The following is a 20183-nucleotide window of genomic DNA, read 5'->3' as shown; positions in this document are numbered from 1 at the left end:
CGTCTCCATGGCAAACCTTCTTCGTAAGCTTATCGTGCGCGCGCCATTCCACCCGGATTTCATGGTCGCGTTCATGCTGCTTCTGGCAATCGGAATGATGATCATGCCGATGCCGATCGTCGTGGTCGACATGCTGATCGGCTTCAATCTGGGCTTTGCCGTATTGCTGCTGATGGTTGCTCTGTATCTCAGTACGCCACTGGATTTCTCGTCCCTGCCCGGCGTTATCCTGATCTCTACCGTCTTTCGTCTGGCGCTGACCATCGCGACAACGCGGCTGATTCTCGCTGAAGGAGACGCCGGCAGCATCATTCATACCTTCGGTGAGTTCGTAATATCAGGGAACATCGCGGTCGGAATTGTTATATTTCTGATCGTGACCATGGTGCAGTTCATGGTTCTCGCGAAGGGAGCCGAGCGCGTTGCTGAAGTCTCAGCACGATTCACGCTCGACGCTCTGCCAGGCAAGCAGATGGCTATCGACGCGGAGCTACGCAACGGTCATATCGATCAGCACGAGGCACGCAGCCGGCGAGCTTCACTGGAGCGAGAAAGCCAACTTCACGGTGCAATGGATGGCGCCATGAAGTTCGTGAAAGGGGATGCCATTGCCGGCCTCATAGTCATCTGCATCAACATGCTGGGAGGAATCAGCATCGGACTGCTCTCCAAGGGCATGTCCGTCGATGAAGCGTTGCATCAATATACGCTGCTCACCATCGGCGATGCGTTGATTTCTCAGATTCCGGCGCTCCTCCTGTCGGTTACGGCCGCAACCATCGTCACACGTGTAAATGGTCCTTCCAAGCTCAAGCTTGGTGCCGATATCATCAACCAACTCACGGCCAGTACCCAGGCATTGCGGCTAGCGGCCGGCGTCTTACTTCTCATGGGGCTGATACCTGGTTTCCCCTTGCCCCCGTTTCTCATGCTGGCCGCACTTTTTGCCGGGGCAAGCTATATCAAAGGCGGTGTGCAAGGCGCGAACACGGGCTCCAAGACGGGCGCCAACGTTAGTGTTCCGACCTCAACACCAGCGCAGGCTCAAAGGCAAACCATACCTGCGGAGGCGCTTCCGGTCGCGGTTTTCTTTGCACCTAACCTGGCAAACGCGATTGATAGAGAGGAAGTTGAGCAGCACATCGCTCGCATTTCGGCACTGGTTTCAGCCGATCTTGGCATCACGATTCCCCGCATTCCAGTCCAGGTCGATCAACGTTTGGCCCAATCCGAGTTCAGGCTAGATGTGGAAGGGGTACCGGTTGAACGGGATCGAGTCGATCCGACGCAGCTCGCGCTCACCGACGACCGAGCGAACATTGAATTGAGTGGCATCCCGTATCGGCAAGATCCAGACACCGACCGGATCTGGATCGAACAGAGCCATGCACCAGCTCTCAAAGCGGCCGGGATCGGGCATCACCGTCCGAGCGAAATCATCGCCCTGCGCGTCAGTTCCGTACTGACGCGATATGCGCAGCGATTGGTAGGCATTCAAGAGACGCGACAATTGCTTGCCCGGATGGAGCAGGAATATGCCGACCTGGTGAAGGAAGTGCTACGCACGACTCCAGTTCCCCGGATCGCCGATGTCCTGCGGCGCCTGCTCGACGAGGGTATCCCGATTCGTAACACCCGGCTGGTCTTGGAGGCGTTCGCCGAATGGAGCGAACGCGAGCAAAACGCCGTCCTGCTCACCGAATATGTCCGCTCCGGCCTAAGACGGCAAATCTGCTTTCGCCATGCCAACGCTCACCGTGTTCTGCCCGCCTTTATCGTAGAACGTGAAACTGAGGATGTAATTCGCAGTGCGGTTCGAGAGACTACCGTCGGGCCGTACCTCGCGCTGGAGGACCGGCATAGCGAGATGTTGCTGTCGCAACTGCGCCAGATTCATTCAGGCATGCCACCAGGTCAGAGCCAGCCCGTCATCCTGAGCTCGCTGGATATCCGGCGCTTCGTCCGCGGCTTTCTCACCCGCAACGGGATCGATCTTCCTGTTCTGTCTTATCAGGATCTCGCCTCCGATTTCACGGTCCAGCCGGTGGGTTCGCTCAAGCTTACAGGCCCCAAGGAAAAAGCTCCGACAGTGGAGCAGCGCAACCGGCTTGCTACAAACGGCTAACAGAGTGCAGCATCCGGTCATGAGATGGATAGCATGAATTCACTAACAACAACATTCGCTGCACGATTGTATGCGTTCCATCCGCCCTCGGGCTTAACTCTGCTTGCTTTATTCGCCACTCTTGCGCTTGGTGGTTGCGCCAGCTTGGATCACCAAGCTATCTCCGTCCAAGAGACGCCGCGGCCAGAGTTGCTGGGCGCCAAGGACATCGATCCTGCTATGCGCGAGCGCATTGCACACGCCCTCCTCCGAGTTTCCGGCGAAGAGAGTTTGCGCGAGGCTCTGAAGCAAAAGCCGGACAATGTCGATGCGGCAATCTCGCTTACGCAGGCACTTCTGGCACAGAGACGCGCAGGCGAAGCACTTGAGGTAGCCGACAAGATCTTGCTTACAGTTCCTGGTGATTTGCGTGCCATGAACGCAAAAGGGGTGGTCCTCGACGCCGAGGGGCGCCATGATGAGGCGCAAGCGCTATATCGCGAGGCTCTCGCAGCGGCGCCAGGCAATCAGATGTTGCGCAACAATCTCGGCCTATCGCTCGCACTTGCTCGAAATGCCAATACCGGACATGCGAGCCTACAACCGCTTTCGCACGAGCCGCATGCGCTGGCGGGTTCGCCATAACGTAGCTTTCTCGTAAAAAGCCGGATCCTAAGCGATCAGCGCCTGCGCGTCAGCTCGTCGTCAGCTAGGCTGACTATCAACTTCGCCATGCCCGATGAGCCTGAACTCAGTGCAGGAACACTTCACCGATAGGAAACCCAATCACCATGTATGGCCGAATCAACAGCTACCCCGGTGCTTATGATGCTGATGAAATGAGATATTCCGGCACCAACCAGGCCCAATCTGATGTAGACAGCGAACGCTTTTCGGACATGTTTGCTGGGATGCACATGGCGGCGCCGAGCGCTAGTTCGTCTTCGGCACCCTCGTATTCCCTCGCTCGCCGACCTCCTGTGGAGGAGATCACAAAGTCTTCATTCGAGGAACACGTGAGGGACTTTTATGGCGATGAAATCGAGGATATCGCCGCGAAGCCACATATATACTCGCGTCCCATATCCTCGAAGGCCGAACGCACAGCACAAGTTGCTTATGACCACGGCACGAAATCTGGCTCGGAAAATGCACGCTATTTCAGCTATCAGTTGGGCAACAAGAGTGTTGGACTTCTGCGAACGGAAGGCGGAGCTAGCATGAGTGATGTGTTCAAAGAGGAAAAGGCACGCGCGCGCTGGCGGCAACAGTTTCCGGGACGGACCGAACTCACATCCACTGTAGATTTTCGGGTTACTCATCCCCTCGTCGAGAACGCAGGCGATATTCTGTTGGAACATCAGCTTCGGCTCGACGGCGAACGGCCTTTGCTCCTCTCTCATTCTGTCAATGACGAAGCGAAGGCCCGCGCACGGGCGTTGGGTTTTGTTGAGGTGAGTGACTCGATGATGGTGCTTGACCCCACCAAGCATCCTAACAAGTGGACGAAGAATGATGATGGTGAATGGCAGCGGAAAAACAAGCCTCCATTGTATCTTAAAGCTACCGACAGTAGCGGCAGTGATACCAGAGCGGCCCAGCGTGCTCCAAATACCACGCCGGATTGGGACGACGATGACTTCATGTAGACTGGTCCGAAGAAGATAGATCACGCGACACGAGACCGGACTGCCAGTGGGTCACAATACCCGTTTATGGTAATGTCTCGTCATGCATGCACTTCAGGTTGCTCAAGAAAGACTCATCGCCTATACGGCCTCACCCGCGCTAGGCGATTGGTTTTGCTGGTTGCACAAAAGAGCGCGCCGGCTATTCTCATCGAGAGCCGGCAAATCGAGCGGCTATGGTCCAGCGGCGAAATCGTCTCGCGGCAGCTCACCACAGGTTCGGTGGCTTCCTCGTTCTGACCGCCCTCCGCGCAGGTCAGCACGATCCGGGCTCTCAGAGCCAGCGCTAGCGCGTTCTTTCGCAACATTGTCAGCGACTTCAGTTCGGCACGCTCGTCATCGCTTTGTATCAAGAGCGCAAGTGGCTGGACCGCGATCAGACCTCCGCGCTGTTGCCAGCGCTCATCTTTGGCACAGCAACGCGAAGCTACGATGCGAACTTGTGACTCGGGATACTAGCGACACGGCATCCTCCATGGAATTGGAAGCCAGGGTGATTCGGATTTTCTTTGTGCATCCGGGAGAATGCCCTTCGTCAGCTAATTGTCAGCCAGGCCGTCTACCTAGATAGCCTGCGCATCTCGCCTGTATCGGAGGTTGGAATATGACGGGCATTGGCCGAGCTGGCAAATCGTACGTTGGGGCTGATGGCGCCGACAGCACGTTGAGGAGTTCGCGCTCGGAGTCAATTCTTGCCCCTGGGGAAGGCAGCCAACGGTTCGATTCCGTCGTGGAGCGGATGCGCTCTGGGCCGCAAGATAGAAGCGCGCCGGTAGCCAGCCAGCCGCGCAGTATGGCAGTTCCCATTTCCTCGACAGGCGCCGAGATCGAGGCCACAAAGCGACAAATGCACCGCCTGCTTGAGGAACTTGACGCTTCCCGCAAGGCGGCTATGCAAGCGCAGAACTCGTCGGAGGCGCAAGAGCTGATCGATCAGCTCGTCGAGGCAAGCTCAAAAGTTCTGGAATACCGCGCGAGCCTGCCCCCGCATGTAGCGCGTAGCATTCTGTCCGACGATCAGGCTCGCCGACTCCGGGACGAGGCGCTCGATGCGGCGGACCAATGCAACATACTGGCCAAAGGGACTATCTCCTCCTTGGAGGAGAGCCGGAAGAGTGCGGCCGACGTGCTCGACTGGATCCTCAAATCCAATGCTTCCCCCGACCAGCTGCGCCGAGCGGTTTTAAGTGTCGCGAACCGCTATGAGGCGTGCATGGAGTGGTGGGGAAAGAAGTCATTGCGCTCGGAACGGATGCAGTCGGTCTGCGCCGCCACCGCCGCTTTACCAAGTACAACGGCCGAGATGCAGCAGGCCCAAGAGGACGCACTGCGGCTGCACACCGGCTGGGCACTGTATACGAAGTGCATGCATCTGCAATCGCGTGTCGCTCTCGCGCAGGTCATGATTGAGCCGCTGGCGAGCACGTTCGAACCAGCCGTGAGGAACATCCTCATGGGTGAGAACGGGGGGGCGCGTCTGCTGGGAACCTTCATCGAGGATTTTTTTCCGGCATTCCTCTCGACGTACGGCGCTGTTCTAAAAAGCGGAGGACGCGCGCTCGACGCAGAGCCCTGCGCCGTTCTGGAAGGCGTCATGGAGCGCCTTTCGGAATTTGCGTTGGCGTTGCACGACGTCATTGGAAAGCTAAGCGCTCTCGGAACAGGTGCCGACCTCCCATTGGAACTGTTGGGCCAGATCGTGGAAGGCGCGTGGGTCACGGCGCATGATGTGATGCGCCTCTTGTCACTGCAGCCGAAGACCCCAGCCTTTGTTACACCGCCGGCCGACGCTGGGGCTGCGATACCGGCCAACAGTACCGGCAGGGCTGTAGTGGCTGAGGGTACAACATCGCGCAGGAAGCGCAAAGGCAAGCGCACGCCGGTCGAGGGCGCCGGGAGTTCGGCGGCCGGGAGGATGCAGCCACAGGTCGCTACGGCCGACAACGTCACAGCGCCAACAGCCAAAGTTCTCGTGCTCTCGGATTTAGGTACGAAGAAGCTGGTGAGCGCGGAGGAGGCGCAAAGGGCGTCATCGTCGGCGGCGGCACACTTAGCTATCTGGCAGGCCCCGCCGTCGATTGAGGCACTGACGCCACTACTCAAGCGCTTGGACGAACTTTTGCAATTCGATCTGGCTGGACAGCAAAGGGCCATCTCGCAAGCACGCCAGATGAAACCCGAGGACGCCGACCACGTCGTAGACACCGTGGTTGAGCGCCTGCAGATGCAGGCCGCCGAGATGCAGGCCTGTGTGGCCGCGTTGGAGGAGCCTCGTCGAAGCGGCCTACTCACGCCTGCGCAAGTGCCCGAAGTGCACGACAAAATAGTCCGGCTCAACACGATGTTGTCCCAGGCGCAGGGGCTGGCCAAGGCTGCGAACGAGCGAAAGGCCACGACTATCATTGATTGCATGAAGACCTACGCCTTTCCGTCGCAGAAGTACCTTGAATACTTGCGGGCGGCCGAGGAGTTGGCGCCCGCGGATCCACCGCGCCCATTAAAGGGCGAGCCAGGGACGCTGTTTGAGTTCAAGCTGCAACCCAAGGCGCTGAGCAATGGTGCAATGCCGAGTCCGATGTGGGTGCACATCCATACGAACCGGCCGGTACTTGCGCGGCAATTGGCGACGCTAGATGACGCCGAGTTCGCCGCTTGCCACGTCAAGTCCAATGAACAGCGCGGCTACAATCGGCAGTGGCAGAACGCCCGGGCTGCGACGGGTCACGAGAACGTCGTGGTCCACCGCGGCAAGCTTACGCCTGCGTTCTGTAAGTCCTTGTTGAGCACAGTGCTTAGCGGCCACCCACGCTATCCGCTTGCCGAGGCGGAGCACCGGTCGACGCAGGCCGCTAGACAGGCGATATAGTTAGGCGCCTCTCGCGCTAGAGTGCCTACTGACGTCCGAAATCCGAAGCCAGGCCGTGATCAGGTCATGGGCCTTTAGCACCCGGTACTGAAAGCTTCCGCTTCGGTTTATAGCGCTCGTACCATGCGGCATCAGCGCACTCGTATCGATGCAGTAAATCTTCTTGGCCATTCCGGTTTATCCCGCCATGCCAAAGGCCGCTTTTTCCATTACAACAACGGTCGTAACATTCATATTTAAGAGACCTGCGCCATCGCGTAGTGTGAAGTATCAATCGTGATAGCCCTGGAATAAGCTGGGTAAACGTGGGACCGAGCTGACTCAGCGCCAGGTGGTGATGCTTGGGGCCGCCTTCGAACGGTTCTTTCTGTGCTCAAGCTGGGTGTAGATCTTCTGGAAATCAGCGCGCTTGCTGTCATAGAAGGCCAGGGTCGTGCGACCGAGCGTCAGCAGCGGCCGCAGCACGGCTTCCCGGCTGACCCCACAGCGCTGGGCCAACGCTTCGACCTAGCTAAGCCGTTCGCAACATTGGCGTGAGCGGCGGCGAAGAGCCATGTTGTATCTCACCAATGACCTTGAAGCCGTGGCGTTGATAAAAGGGAATGTGCTCGGGATTCGAACTTTCGAGGTACGCGGTAATGCCCTCCTCATCACATCGTTGAAGAGCGTATTTCATTAGCAATGTGCCAAGCCCTTGTCCGGCCCAGTTGGGATCGGTGGCAATGAGAGGCAGATACCAATGTGGTTCGGGCGGATGATGTTCGGCCATTCCCCGCCGCAGGTGTGCCATATCCTCGGTAATCCCCGGGCTCAGGGATTGCGCCATGATTTCGTCCAGCGCCGCCTCATCTTGTTGCACGCCGGGAGGGAGCCATAGGGCCGCGGCGCGAATCCCTCCCGTGACGTACGCTGTGCCATGCGCGAATGCTCGTCCGCCACAGGCGTTGATGAACTGAGGCATGCTCTGAATATATCGCCTTGCGTCAGGCCAACTCCACCGCATCAACGGATCGGCGGCAAAGCCGAGCACAATTGTCCAGACGGCGCTTGTGCGATTGTTTGCGTTCGCACATTTGATGTCCGACTCCGCTGGCATATGTGATTTCCAGGTCTCAATCTAGGCGTCAGAGTTACAAGTGTGCAGGACAAATGGCTCTGAACGAAAGCAAAGGATACACGACACAGGCTTTCGTCGGATGCATTGGGCGTCCAGGTAGCAAATGTCGCACGTTGAGATCGCAGATGACCAACGATCTTTCACACGATCTTATAACGTATCAAGTCGTCTCCCATTGAGCTGTTCTGGTAGAGTCCGACATACAAAACACGTGCCAACAGCGAAAGCCGCATATCTATTGCCCTCAGTCGGATGGTGCCGTTGTTCGAAGCGGACGGCGCGCCTCATCTTCTCGCGCCAAGCAACCTCGGCAAGCTCTCCAGGGCCGCCGCGATGCCGACCCCATGATCTCCGTCGTAATTCGGTTCATTCATCCAATGGATGAAGTCGACGTATTAACTTGCCGGATTTCCTTTTCGTCTCTGAACTTTCGGACTGCGTCGAGAAAGAAACACAACCTAAGGAATCGATAAAGTTGTGTCATTCTGGGTGCGGCCAATGCTTGCTTGGCCCAGATATTGTCTCCGGTCGGCCGCTGGCGTGGGTGTGATAGATCTACTGAAGTTGAGATGTGCGTCGACGGTGCCGAAAGGAAACTCGTCTCGATAGTTGTCGTTAAATGGACGGTGTCCTTGAAGCATCAACACTGATACACTTTCCTCCATCATGCTCCTGACTGGCCTTGACGCACATTTCGTGAGCCCGGGTATCAACGCTCGATCGCCTCCAAGTGCGGGTCAAGCGCAGCTATGAAGCCCAGGATGCATCGCGAGTCTTCTACGAGATCCCCCTGCCCGAATTCTAACGGGTCATGGAATGCGAGTTCCGCGATGAGAGCCCAGACGCTTACCCCGCGAATGCGCGTGTCAAACCAGTTGGTGCAAAGAAGAGTGAGAGCTCGTAATTCAACGACTTGCGAGAGCGTTATTCGTCGCTTCACATTTGCAACAAATGCGCGCAAGAACTACGAGATGCACACTTAGCCCAGCTATAGAGCGTCACTCACCAAGGTGGAGGCCCCCGTTAGAATTGCGTCGGATGCGCCACACTTTGATTGGTCCCGAAACAACGGGCACTCGCCTACCAAACCGATGCGATTTGAAAAATCTGACGCCGTGCAGATGAGGCGTAATTTTCGATCAGCGTGGTCCTGCTGCACCTCGGGCATTCAACGGATTCGTCACGTCTTCAATCGGGAAGCCGGGCAGATGCCCGGCTTCGAGGAAGAGTATCAACTCGGCCTCATACGGCGTAGGATCGATGTCCCGCGTCTTTAGCCACTCCGGCTTGTAATAGGTCTGCCGATAGCGCTCGCCGGAATCGCAGATCAGCGTCACCAGCGATCCCGCTTGGCCGGCGCTGCACATCTCCGAAGCCAGCTGGCACAGTGCCAAGAAGTTGGTGCCGGTAGAGCCGCCGACCGGCCGGCGCAGGCGACGCGACAGCACGTTCATAGCCGCGATCGTCGCAACATCCGGGATCTTCATCATGCGGTCGACCACGGTGGGAACGAAGGATGGCTCACAGCGCGGCCGGCCGACGCCTTCGATCAGCGAGGGACGCTCGCAAGTTCGCGAGCGGTCCTGATAGCGGAAGCAGTCGAAGAAGGCGGAATGCTCGACATCGGCAATGCAGAGCTGCGTTGGAAACTGACGATACCGCAAATAACGCCCGATGGTCGCCGAGGTGCCGCCAGTGCCGGCGCCCATCACGATCCAGTCCGGCACAGGGTGCGGCTCGCCCTTCAACTGGGTGAAGATCGACTCGACGATGTTGTTGTTGCCACGCCAATCCGTCGCCCGCTCCGCGAAAGTGAACTGGTCCATGTAATGCCCGTTGAGACGGGTGGCGAGCGCCGCTGCCTCGGAATAGAGCGCGCGGCCATCGTCGATCAGATGGCACTTGCCGCCATAATGCTCGATCGCAGCGATCTTCTCGGCCGACGTCGTCCGCGGCATAACCGCATAGAAGGGTACGCCGATCATCTGCGCGAAGTAGGCCTCTGACACCGCCGTGGACCCCGACGAGGCCTCGACGACTGGCGTGCCCTCGTGAATCTGTCCGTTGCAGAGCGCGTAGAGGAACAGCGAGCGAGCCAATCGGTGCTTCAGGCTGCCGGTCGGATGGGTCGACTCGTCCTTCAAATAGATGTCAATGCCAGCGAGCGCCGGCACGATCAGCCGAATTAGATGCGTATCGGCAGTGCGGCACTGCTCGGCCTCGATCGCAGCCACGGCCTCGTCCACCCAGCCACGCCGATAGCTCGGCAAGCTGGAGTTATTGTGACGGAAAGACGTGCGCCCGATCGACATAGTGTCTAGCATGAAATAATTCGCTTTGCACATCAAGTCGTATTGCCGCGGTCGCTCTGATGCCCGACGCCGAGCTTCCGAGCGGCATGGAGGGCTCCAGACTGCCACGAAGCGTTGCATCGACAGTTCGCATAGCTTTCCGGGTTCATCGAGGCACGACACGTGACGACGCATCGCATTTTTCTCGTCTTTCTGATCACCTGCAGTTGTCATGGGGCACCCGGCTCATGTCGCCAGTCGAACGTCAGAATTCTGACGAATTGACTTAATCACCTCGCCTTCTTCCAATAACTTATGCCAGGCCTAGTTTTGGCCGGCACCAGCCGAAACGCTGCACGACTCGGATTCCTCGCGAGCATTCTGAACCTAGCTCTAGTCATGTTAAATGGGAGTCTCCGTTTCAGGCTACCCAATATAGGATTGTGTCGAGCGGTTAACTGACGCGATCATCGGAGGAGCCGCCGCTGGCCTTCATCAAGCAGTGGCATCGGCTCGATCCCGTTCGCCGTGAGCAGTGTTCGATGCGCGTCCAGCTCTGCGTCTGACGTGAGCTTTCGAGGCAGTCGATATCCGGCGAGGAACTTCGCAGGGCCAAGGTCGTGGGGGCTTTTCAGCGTGTGCTGCTACGTCAAGGCGGCCGGCTCATCATGCGCTTTAACGCGAACGCGTTCTTCGCGGACCATTATCGGAATGGATACGTTCCATCAAAACAATAGATTTTGCCAATTTTGCCGCAATCCCCATAGTCAGACGCCTCACTCAAGCATCAATCAGGAAAATGCGTGTGAAACGACTTGTTGGTTTCAACACAGTTGCTGGATGATGGGCAAGCACGAACGGATGATTTGCCCAGCTGCGTCCTGGTGTGCGCCGTACTGGATTGGGACTGAAGAGGTGTGCTCATGAGATCGGCGAAAAGCTGGACTGGAGGCTCTTCAGTGGTCGGCAGATCCAAGGAGGCGCAGCTCTCGCGTAGTTCTTCGAGGCTGGTCTCGTTTGACAGCATCGGCACGGGCACCCGATCGTGCATTCTCAGTTGGTAGGCTAATCATGAGTTCGGACAGCAAGCATCAATCGCTAGAGCAGGAACTAGCCGGCGACGATCCGTGGAGGCTCGACGGCAATCCATTCGAACGCGAGCGTCACTCGCAAATTCTTCGGCTATCGCTCTCGCAAGGCGCGATTTCACACGCCCTCGAGGTCGGGTGCGCGGCCGGCGCATTTACGGAAATACTAGCACCTCATTGCAAACGGCTCACAGTCATCGACGTTATGCCGCAAGCAATTGCTCGAGCTCGCCTGCGGACGAAACGGTGGTCGCACATAACCTGGATGGCTTCCGACGTTCAGCAGTTTTCGACCGCCGAGCGGTTTGATTTGATCGTACTGGCCGAAGTCCTCTACTACCTTGATGGCGTGGCTGACATGCGTGCGACTGTCCGCAAGTTGGTGCAGATGCTGGCGCCAGATGGACAGCTGGTTTTTGGGTCAGCCCGAGATACCAATTGCCGGCGTTGGGGCCATGCCGCTGGGGCTGAGACCTGCATTCTCATGTTGAAGGAATCGTTGGTCGAAGTCGAGCGAGTGAGTTGCCAAGGTCAGTCGGCTAACGAAGACTGCTTGATCTCCTGCTTTCGGCCGAATTAATGCCGGCTCAAGAGGATATCAGAAGAACGTGTAAGCAGGTTTCTGTGAGTTTACCTTACCGAGAAGACTCACATGACGACCGACACGACGTTTACACCCTGAACTACTGGACTACTGCTTGCTAACTATGAAAAGCCTAAAGACCTCACAGGTACGGACGGGCTTTTAAGGCAGCTGAAGAAAGACGCTGATTGAGGCGCTTGGTGCGGAGCTGAGCGATCACCTTGACTATGAGAAGGGGGACCCGGACCGGCAGCGGCAACGGGAAATCGGCCAAGAGCAAGAAGACGATGTCGTCATGCTTAGCGCTCCACGTTCCACACTTCTTCCGGCTTATAAGTCGCCCGGGCATCAGTGATGCAGGTCCTTCCGGACCGACTGAGAAGTGAGGCGCCGTGCAAGCAGCAGTACTTCAACTACCTCTTCTTATAGGCTTACTCCGGTTGGTCTTAAGGCCCTTGAGCCGATTCATTCGCGAGGAACGACGCCAAAATTCCAGTTTTCCACCCAATGGTGGCGGCGACGTCCAGGTTGAAGGCGTCTTCTCATAATTCATCGCCAAGAACTTCAGCGCGGGCATTGCCCAGATCAACTCACTGGGCGTGGCGGTCGCCGCTGCCGCGCAGCTGTGCCGAGGGACCTCGCCATCGCCTGCTTGCCCACGCGCAATACCGCGATACATGCCCGTGCCACGCTGCTCGATCTCCGCATACGGGATTTCTCTGCCGGTTAGCTGCGCACGCGCCTCGGGTTTGTGAAAGTAGATATATCGCATCTGTTGGCCGTCGAGCGGCACGCCCCCGCCTGACCATGAGCCCGCCAGTGTTGGTGAGATGAGCCGCGCGCTTCTTGCCTTTCACTTGCGTCACCTTGTGTGTGATCGAGCCGTTGGGCAATCGCAGCAAGCTCCTGTTCAACTTGATCCCGGTCAGCACGAAGGCAGCCGCACGACAGATCGTCCGGTCGCCGCACTGGCACCCATCGGCGAACGAGATCACCCACTCGATGTGTGCGGATAATGCCTTTTGATCATCCGCAGTGCGGAGCGCGCGGCTTCCTGCTATTGTGCGGCAATGCTTCCAAGAACACCAGCCGGTTCAACTCGAAAAATCCATTCCATGGCGTATCGCGCACCAGCCCTTGGATGTGGCTTTTATCCATCGACGGGCAAGATGTATAGCGACTTCGAGCCGGCCGCCGATAAACAGGAATGAATTTGTTGACCGTCTTGGGGCTGTAATGCAACGGCGTGATCCGCGCTTCGGCATCCTTCTTCGCGATCGTCGCGACGCGGATTTCTTTGGCGTGTCCCATGGTCAGTCACTGAGTTCGTCGCGCATCGTTCGAGACTCCGGTTCGGGAGTCACGGCAGTGCGATCAACCCACAACGGCCCGTCGTGGTGGCGCCAATGCTCCGAATTCACTTCCGCTTTGTGGCATAACGGATATTGCCGGCCTTTGTGCTGCCTCGACCCGGTCGAGTGTGACCCAAGGCGGACGCCTCAACTGCTCGATACGACTTCCATTGCGCCATGGAGGCAATTGAATGGCGCCTCGAAGCAATCTGCTGGCGGCGCGTTTCTTGCGCAAACACGGGGGCCGATGCCATTGAGCGTTCATCTGTCCAGTGCGGGCATCAAGCCCACCTAACCGCGCGCCACGCGGGACGTTTTCTCGTAATCCATACACCTTACAAGCACATTTCAAGCGCTCTTGACGCAGACGTTGTAAACCGCACAGGCTAGGAAACATGTGTGAAAATTGCTCCCCGAATCTACCTCACCTGCTCGCGCCGTCTCGGCGTTCCCTAATGTTGTTCGCTGCTTCGGCGGTTGGCGTGCTGCTTGGCGACAGGATTGCTGACGCGAAGGAGGCGAAAGCACCACCCAAGCCCGACAACGTGCTCTCGCCGGACGCTTCACTGAAGCGGCTCATGGAAGGCAATGCACGCTATGTCCAGGGCGCTTCGCGGTGCCACGGTTTCAAGCACGAACGCGAGGTCTTAATCGGTGGGCAAAATCCACATGCCGCGATCCTGAGCTGTGCCGATTCGCGTATTGCACCCGAATTTGCATTCGACAGCGGACTTGGCGATCTGTTCGTCTGCCGCGTTGCAGGCAATTTCGCCAACGATGACACGGTCGCGAGCATGGAATATGCCGCTGCGGTACTAAATACGCCGCTGATCCTGGTGCTCGGCCACGACCGCTGCGGCGCCGTCGATGCTACCATCCAGTCGCTGAAAGACGACAAGCCGCCGCCGGGGCACATCCCGTCCCTCATCGCCGCACTTGCGCCCGCGGTCAAGGCGTCATCGCAGCAAAGCGGGGATGCACTCGCCAACGCAACTCGGCAAAATGTGGTGGACAACGTCAACAAGCTGAAATCGGCAACCCCGATTCTGAACGCGGCAGTTGAGCAGAACAAGCTGAAGGTCGTCGGCGGTCTTTATCGGCTCGACACCGGCAGCGTCGAGCTGCTGAGCTGACACTCCCAGCAACGGGCCGTTTCGCGCGGCCGCGGGCGACCACAACCCTGCGGCGCCGCGCGCGAGATGGCCACGAGCAGAAGGTCGTTGGCTCTCCGCAGTCCTGAACACGTTTCGGGGCCGCAAAGCCTCAGTTGCGGCTTTTCGTACTCAGCCAACCTGCTGTATCGCCTGTTGGGCCCATCGCGTCATTTCGCTGCGCTGCGGTATTTGGTCGTATCGGGAAAAGCGGACATCGAGTAAGCCGCACCAAGCAGGATTAATGCACGAGGCGCCCTAGGGGTCTGCACCTAATTGGCGAACTCTGATTCCCTCGCGCCGAGCTGATTCGGTGCGGAGGACTTCGATGCGCAAAGGCTGTTCCGGCTCGACGACCAGCAGTTGGGCTCAGCTACAGCCGCATCTGCCGACGAACCAGACCGGCCCGGCGCGCGATGACGATCGACGCATCATCAGCGGCGCCATTCACATTCTTCAGTGAGGCTCGCGCTGACACGACTGCCCGTCCGACTATGGTCCTTACGCGACGATCTATAATCGTTTCAGTCGGCAGAAAAGGGAGAGCATGAACAGGCGATCGGCCGCTCGCGCGGTGGCCGGACCACAAAAATCCACGCGCTGAGCGACCCTGATTGCAAACCTTGCGCATTTCCATCTCACTCCACGCCAAGACGCCGATATTGCCGCAGGGCCGTCCTTTTGGACGATGGCGACGGCTTTCGCGCCGAAATCGTCAGCCGCGGCGCGAAGCCTGTCATTCCAAACAAATCCAACAGGGTGCCCCTCCACAGCTTCAGTAGACGCACTACAAAGGCCGCAATGTTATCGAGCGCTGTTTCTGCCGGCCTCAAGGACTTCAGGCGTGTCGCAACTCGCTATGGCAAACTTGCCAGAAACTTCTTGGCTGCCGTTGACCTTGCCCCCAGGTTTTACCCAGTCCTGAGTTCGCTCCGGCTGGTGGATTTGCCCGGATGGGCGGTGGTAGCGGCCGAGTACGTGGAAACCGAGAGCGGCAGGCGCTCCGACCGCCCCAAGCTCGCGGCGGCCCTCTCACATGCCAAGGCAATCGGTGCCAAGCTGGTCTTTGCGAAGCTTGACCGGCTCACCCGCAAGGTGGACCTGCTTCGGTCGCTGGTGGCAACAGTGGAGCGAACTGCGTGTTCTGCAGCGACACTCGTCAGCTAATCGACAGGTAGGCCTGCTAAGGGCAGAACGCTTCCATGTTGACGGCTTATCTGGTCAGCGAAATGGCAGAAGCTCGCAGCAGTATCGATCCATTTGCCGCGGTTGGGCTCGTGTGAGCCTGTACCGACTCGAGTCGGGCGGGAGCCGCAGCGCACGTGCACCGGCTGTCGAATGATCATTGCGCTGCGCAACCACCTGCTTCGCGAGCTTGAGAAGCGGGGGGTATTCTTGTTCTGACAATGGAGAAATTGATGAACACGGGACAGGCACAGTGGAGTGCAGGTTCTTCCTCGGCCCCTTCCGAAGAGGGGGAGCAGGAAAGTTATTTCAGCGGCTTCAGCCGAGCCATGGCGGATTGGGTCGAAACCCTGACAGGGTATCGGACCCCAGCCTCCGCGCGCGCGCAGATCCTGGACAACTGGGTTGCCGAAGAGGGGCAGGGCGAAGCCGAGAATCGGCGACAGGGGCGCACACGAATCAGGGATTCGGACAACGCAGGCTCGCACTCGCTGGATTTGTCGTCCCTCTCGCTGACCGCTTTGCCCGCCGCCCTGCCGCCAAGATTGCTGGAACTGCGCGCTAGGCACAACGAGCTAAGCAGCCTGCCAGCTACGTTCCCACCCGGTCTCCAGCATCTTCTCATTAGCCATAACCGGTTGACCAGTTTGCCAGACGCTCTTCCGGCGACCCTCTCTCGGCTGGAGGTGGCCGATAACAGCTTGATCAGTCTGCCGGCCAACCTTCCGGCTCGGCTCGAGATCCTGAACGCAAACGACAACCGACTAATTAGCCTGCCCGACGCTCTCCCGAGCAGGCTCACCTCGCTCGCGGTTAGTGGCAATCAGCTGACCGACCTCACCGAGTCCCTCCCATCGGGGCTCATTGAACTCGATGTCAGCAGCAATCAATTGGCTAACCTCCCCGCCCTCCTTCCGAGCACGCTCCAATCGCTCAATCTCAGCGGTAACCGGCTGACCAGCCTGCCTGAGGGTCTTCTTGAGGGTCTTCTACCGAGTCTTAGCTACCCGCATCTGGAGAACCTCGAGTTCGGGGATAACCCGCTGCCGGACGACATCCTCGCTAATCTGGCGGGGGCTGAAGCGCCACCGCAGCTTGCGCAGCAATCTCTATATGAGGCTGCCGCGCACTGGCTCGCAGACGACCCGGCGGCGCTGGCCGAATGGCAGCACTTTGGGGATGAGCCAGGCGCCCAGGACTACGCACGGTTCCTAGAGAGGCTACGAGGGACCGTGAACTACGGCAATGACGAGTTTCGGCACGCAGTGGCTGATAATCTGCGGCAGGCGGCGGCCGACCCGAGCTTGCGCGAGCAGTTTTTTGCACAAGCTTCCGAGGCCAACGCGAGCTGCGAGGATCGTGTTACCTTGCACTGGAACGGTATGCAGACCGCGCGCCTCAACGCAGACGTCGAGGACGGGGTATATGACGATCGCCTTGGCGAACTGATCCAGCGCGGCCGTATTGCGTTTCGCTTGGAGGCGCTGGACGAGATCGCGCGCGACAGGGTCAACTCGCTCGTCAGCGACGACCCGAACGCAGACGACATCGAAGTCTACCTCGCCTATCAACATCTGCTGCGGGAGCCGCTGGAGCTCAGTCACTTCGCCCCTGACATGCGCTTCCTGGCGGTCTCTCACGTAAGCGAGGATGATGCGGCGCAGGCGCTGGACCTGGTCCGGGAGCGGGAAGCGAACCAGTTCAGCGACTACATGGCAACCCGCTGGCAACCCTGGGAGACGGTGCTGAGGCGCATCGCTCCGGACGAATATGCAGCGATGCAAGACCGGCTCGTCGAAGCTATGGGCGAGGAGTTTCAAAGCCGCCTCGATCAGCGGCTGGCCGAGCATGGTCTGCTAGGCGATGCGGATGCCGAGCGGGTACTCGGAGCCCAAGTCCGAAACCAAATCGCTGGCGAGATCAAACGCGAGGTCATGCACCGGCTGCTCGCAGACCGTGGCCTCGAACAATGAGACTTCCCAAGACTCCCGCAGGGATATTTCATTGCTCTGTGGCGCTACCTAAAGATCGAACGTGCAATTGATATCATCTTCGAACTGCCGCTGACGATTGCCGCTTGGCGCTCGACTTTCGTCAGCGGAGTCAAACAACGCTGGCCGGGCCATAGAGAGCCTTCGGCCCGCTCAAGAGCGATGGGCAGGAGTCGAGTGGGCAGAAATGGTGATCGAAGGGCACGCGGCGGGAGCAATAAACGCGGCTCAAGAGACTTGCAGCATTAGCTCGCAGGCTTGGGACGGTCCAGTTGTGGACTGCCGAGTTTTGCTCGTGACGCGATGTGGCCAGGTCTGAGCAAGGGAGTTGCTGTTCGACGTGGGCTCGCAGCAAGCGAGCCCGCTTCCCGCCGAACGACCGGCTAGTCGCGCTTACTCGAGGCCCAGGCCTCGATCACCGTGCCATCGCCCGAGAAGTGATCGCTCGACAGAAGCTTCTTAACCTTGGGCTGCGCCAGCACCACCGGCAGAACTTTGCCGCGATGTCGCCCTCCAGCAGCCGGTCGGTCATTGAACGGCCCCACTCTCGAAGATTGTCATCCCCTTATTCGGTTGGGCGCAGAAAAACATCACTCTCATAGCTTGCCGGCCCAATGGTGGCGGTGTAATTACGCCCTGAAGGATGAGATTTGTCCCCGGTTGAGACGCGCCTGTCAGCACGTTTTGCAAGCGCAGTCCCTCCTTAAGGTCTTCCGGCACCGACTGTGCGCCGTGCTGCCACTCCAGGGGAAGGTATAAAGACATACTCGGCAGCGGACCCAGCTCGTAAGACGACTGATCTGCCCGGCCGGAGGTATGTGCCTCGAAGTTTTTATCCCAGAATGGCGGGTCGACTGACTGACACTTTGGGCTGGCAAATAGGCCGGCTGCGGCGCCCACGGGGAACGGCTCGTTGTACTCCATCGTCGATTGGCGACTGCGTCAGCGCCCGCGAGGCAGCCACACGCTAGATCATTGCCGTATGCCGGATTGATCTTGATGGTACTCAGTGTTGAGGCACACTGCGATGAGTATACTCTCTGCTTTGAGGGGCGCTGTCCTCCTCAGGCGCGCCTTATTGATGCAGTGCAACGACATCGGCCGGTCCAGAGGACCGAACCCGTTTCCCCGTTCTTGCAAGTTGAAACTAAAACAGGAGCGCATCTCATGTGGCGCGGTCGCTGTTTTCAAACGGTCGACTACTGCGGGTCCTACTCGATCGTATCTCCTGAGGCCGCGGGTCGCGTTTGTGTGCGCCACCCAACCACTTCTTGGTGCGGTCCGACATGCTTCTCATTTTTCGCTCGAAAGCGATCTGGTCCAGCTTCCACAATAGACGTTGCGATTTGCACCGACCGAGCCCGCCGCCTCAGATGAAGCAAAAGCAGTACGCCACCAAAAAGGCTCGTCATTATAACGGTCGTCATCAAAAGGCACGCCACACAGCACAATGCGGCTACATCCAAGACCGATCGCAACCAGAACGGCACCCAATCCACACGTGCCGTGTCCTCCGTAGAGCCAGACATGCTCGCTATAACTCGCTGCTCTTCTCGATGCGTGATAAGGTTATCATTCAGCGCCGATTGACGGATCGGCACCCTAAGGATGCGAGCTGACCTCAAGCTGACGAGTTTCCCGACGGCAACGATATCGTTTCGCGTGAGTTCCGGGCATTGTTGATCAGCCGAAGAGATCTGGAAAATTTCCCCAACGAACCCCAACAAACCTCTTAGATGTCTTGAAGAGAGTTTTCCCTGCATTGCAGTCGTCGTTCGTACCGGATACGTGCGGCGGCGCCCCATGTTGGAGGCGCCGATTCGTTGTAGTAAAACCGCTTTCACGATAGCCCGCCAATCTGTGCAAGAAATATCGCCGTTTCAGAGGGTCCAAGCCCGACGACGCCTACGAAGCTAGCCGGTGGCACGGGAATGTCCTGACGAGTCGGCTTCCAGAGATGCAGACAGTACCGGCTGTTATTTACGTATTGCGAATGAGGCGGATGCAGTTGCATCACGCACTCCTCTTCATCCCAAAACAGGTCTTTGACGAAGCACATCTCCTCCCAGTTCGGACAACGTCGCGGCGTGGAGACGGAGACATGCTCCCACCCTGGGCGAACAAGTCCGACTATCCTGAGTCTGCACCCACAAGGGCCCTGAACAAAGAAAAGGCCGCAAGGACCTGATCCCGGCGCGCTGGCGAATTGGCCGTGTCGTACGCGGCCGGCCTCGAGTTTTTCTAGAACTTGTGCTCTCACGTCCCCTGCTTTGCCTCGCTGATGAATTTGGTTTCGAACAAACTGCTGAACAAACCGCAGATGCAGATCATCTCTCTTCTTCCCGCTTCCAATGACACATGCAAGCGGACGCTCGGCTTTCGTCGAGCCGGTAACGCATCTCCCCGTGAGGCCAGGATAAACTTTCAGCCATCTCCGTCACCTTTATTGAGAAAAACGCGTACGTTTCCGTACGGATGAGGTCACAAGGGTATTTTCCAGCTTGCGAGTTTGATTTCAGCACCAGCTCTTTCCTTTTTTAGCTCACTACATCCCCGGTTCCTTTCGAAGCTTGCCGCAAACCCACGGCTGCGGCTCGCCTCGCGAGGCTAGGAACCCTTGACGACGGCAAACGCGCCGTCGGAAGCAGTTGCTCTTCCAGTACAGTCCCGGCCGGCAGATGGAATGAGCCCCGTTGAACGCCTGGATCACAAGGCGACCGTTTCGGAGCTTGATCCCGCCGTCGAATTCAGGAACTCTTTCGATGCT

13 protein-coding genes and 3 pseudogenes are annotated in these 20183 nt (G+C 58.3%); 10 read left to right on the top strand and 6 right to left on the bottom strand.

All coding sequences use genetic code 11. From position 1 onward, the window contains the following. Positions 1-7 precede the first annotated feature (7 nt). The 4 genes from sctV (at position 8) to YUO_RS0130710 (ending at position 6658) form a co-directional block, all read left to right on the top strand. Positions 8-2125: a type III secretion system export apparatus subunit SctV gene (gene sctV / locus YUO_RS0130735; protein ID WP_028350674.1), complete on the top strand. Its 2118-nt coding sequence runs from the start codon at positions 8-10 to the stop codon at positions 2123-2125. A 33-nt stretch (positions 2126-2158) separates the two neighbouring features. Then, positions 2159-2749 (top strand): tetratricopeptide repeat protein, encoded by a 591-nt coding sequence (locus YUO_RS0130730; RefSeq protein ID WP_028350673.1) that lies wholly within the window; start codon positions 2159-2161, stop codon positions 2747-2749. Between the two features lie 146 nt (positions 2750-2895). Continuing rightward, positions 2896-3753 (top strand): hypothetical protein, encoded by an 858-nt coding sequence (locus tag YUO_RS0130725; RefSeq protein WP_028350672.1) that lies wholly within the window; start codon positions 2896-2898, stop codon positions 3751-3753. A 643-nt stretch (positions 3754-4396) separates the two neighbouring features. Then, entirely contained in the window at positions 4397-6658 is a 2262-nt protein-coding gene (locus tag YUO_RS0130710) for a hypothetical protein (protein ID WP_028350671.1), read from the top strand. A 321-nt stretch (positions 6659-6979) separates the two neighbouring features. On the opposite strand, the gene YUO_RS46680 is transcribed toward YUO_RS0130710, so the two are convergent. The 3 genes from YUO_RS46680 to YUO_RS0130680 all read right to left on the bottom strand — a co-directional run bounded on the left by YUO_RS46680 (position 6980) and on the right by YUO_RS0130680 (position 10099). Beyond that, positions 6980-7123 carry a hypothetical protein gene (locus YUO_RS46680; protein WP_156908834.1) on the bottom strand — a complete coding sequence of 48 codons (144 nt, stop codon included), beginning with the start codon at positions 7121-7123 and terminating at the stop codon, positions 6980-6982. Between the two features lie 46 nt (positions 7124-7169). Further along, positions 7170-7754, bottom strand: coding sequence for a GNAT family N-acetyltransferase (locus tag YUO_RS42300; RefSeq protein WP_051379726.1), 585 nt, complete (start codon positions 7752-7754; stop codon positions 7170-7172). A 1160-nt stretch (positions 7755-8914) separates the two neighbouring features. Next, complete coding sequence (locus tag YUO_RS0130680; RefSeq protein WP_235782885.1) at positions 8915-10099, bottom strand: PLP-dependent cysteine synthase family protein; 1185 nt, start codon at positions 10097-10099, stop codon at positions 8915-8917. A gap of 1038 nt (positions 10100-11137) precedes the next feature. Here YUO_RS0130680 and nodS point away from each other — a divergent pair. Continuing rightward, the gene (gene nodS / locus YUO_RS0130675) at positions 11138-11734 is read left to right on the top strand and encodes a nodulation methyltransferase NodS (RefSeq protein ID WP_028350667.1); all 597 of its coding nucleotides are present in this window, start codon (positions 11138-11140) and stop codon (positions 11732-11734) included. A 1029-nt stretch (positions 11735-12763) separates the two neighbouring features. Here nodS and YUO_RS42295 read toward each other — a convergent pair. Continuing rightward, entirely contained in the window at positions 12764-13048 is a 285-nt protein-coding gene (locus tag YUO_RS42295) for a Mom family adenine methylcarbamoylation protein (protein ID WP_028350664.1), read from the bottom strand. Positions 13049-13484: 436 nt separating this feature from the next. Here YUO_RS42295 and YUO_RS0130650 point away from each other — a divergent pair, with 436 nt between their 5' ends. The 5 genes and pseudogenes from YUO_RS0130650 (at position 13485) to nopM (ending at position 17398) form a co-directional block, all read left to right on the top strand. Then, a complete protein-coding gene (locus YUO_RS0130650; RefSeq protein WP_028350663.1) occupies positions 13485-14222 on the top strand; it encodes a carbonic anhydrase in 738 nt (245 codons plus the stop codon). Positions 14223-14568: 346 nt separating this feature from the next. Beyond that, positions 14569-14712: pseudogene (locus YUO_RS49075) on the top strand (IS5/IS1182 family transposase); the annotation flags it as partial. A gap of 65 nt (positions 14713-14777) precedes the next feature. Continuing rightward, positions 14778-15143, top strand: a pseudogene (locus YUO_RS49070) (transposase family protein); the annotation flags it as partial. A gap of 36 nt (positions 15144-15179) precedes the next feature. Next, positions 15180-15407, top strand: a complete 228-nt coding sequence (locus YUO_RS46675) for a recombinase family protein (protein WP_235782890.1) — start codon at positions 15180-15182, stop codon at positions 15405-15407. 251 nt (positions 15408-15658) lie between these two features. Further along, positions 15659-17398, top strand: coding sequence for a T3SS effector NEL-type E3 ubiquitin ligase NopM (gene nopM, locus YUO_RS0130635; protein WP_028350662.1), 1740 nt, complete (start codon positions 15659-15661; stop codon positions 17396-17398). Between the two features lie 410 nt (positions 17399-17808). Here nopM and YUO_RS46670 read toward each other — a convergent pair. Both YUO_RS46670 and YUO_RS49065 read right to left on the bottom strand, forming a co-directional pair. Beyond that, a pseudogene (locus YUO_RS46670) lies at positions 17809-17942 on the bottom strand (IS5/IS1182 family transposase); the annotation flags it as partial. 1314 nt (positions 17943-19256) lie between these two features. Continuing rightward, the gene (locus tag YUO_RS49065) at positions 19257-19676 is read right to left on the bottom strand and encodes a DUF7694 domain-containing protein (protein WP_156908833.1); all 420 of its coding nucleotides are present in this window, start codon (positions 19674-19676) and stop codon (positions 19257-19259) included. Positions 19677-20183 lie beyond the last annotated feature (507 nt).

It is taken from the genome of Bradyrhizobium murdochi (assembly GCF_000472965.1).
Lineage (GTDB): Bacteria > Pseudomonadota > Alphaproteobacteria > Rhizobiales > Xanthobacteraceae > Bradyrhizobium > Bradyrhizobium murdochi.
The sequence above is the reverse complement of the archived record's forward strand: the minus strand, read 5'-3'. Positions and strand labels throughout refer to the sequence as shown.